This is a genomic window from Limimaricola sp. G21655-S1 (assembly GCF_027213785.1).
Taxonomy (GTDB): domain Bacteria; phylum Pseudomonadota; class Alphaproteobacteria; order Rhodobacterales; family Rhodobacteraceae; genus Limimaricola.
In genome coordinates this window covers 1-256 of record NZ_JAPWGO010000341.1, presented here as the reverse complement: position 1 = coordinate 256, position 256 = coordinate 1, and the positions used below count along the sequence as shown (strand labels likewise).

The window sequence follows — 256 nt, the reverse complement described above, 5'->3', positions numbered from 1 at the left end:
TTTCAGCCCATTGAGGCCGCGTTTGCGGATTTGCGACAGCATCAGCCGGGCGGTGCGCCAGCGCCAAAGCTCACCCCCAAGGAGCGAGAACAGAAACTCCGCATCCGCCTCGATCGCACCCACGTCGCGGCCGTGCTGGGCGCCATCGCCTGCGGCCAGCGCATTGAACTGCGCGATATTGGCGGCGCGGTCCATGCTGAGGGTGGTGGCGCGCCCGTTGGGGCGCAATACGGCGGTGGGATGCGTGGTATGACAG

1 pseudogene is annotated in these 256 nt (G+C 66.8%); it reads right to left on the bottom strand.

The features are described from left to right. Positions 1-195, bottom strand: a pseudogene (locus tag O4G76_RS21005) (FAD-dependent oxidoreductase); the annotation flags it as partial. Between the last annotated feature and the right edge of the window lie 61 nt (positions 196-256).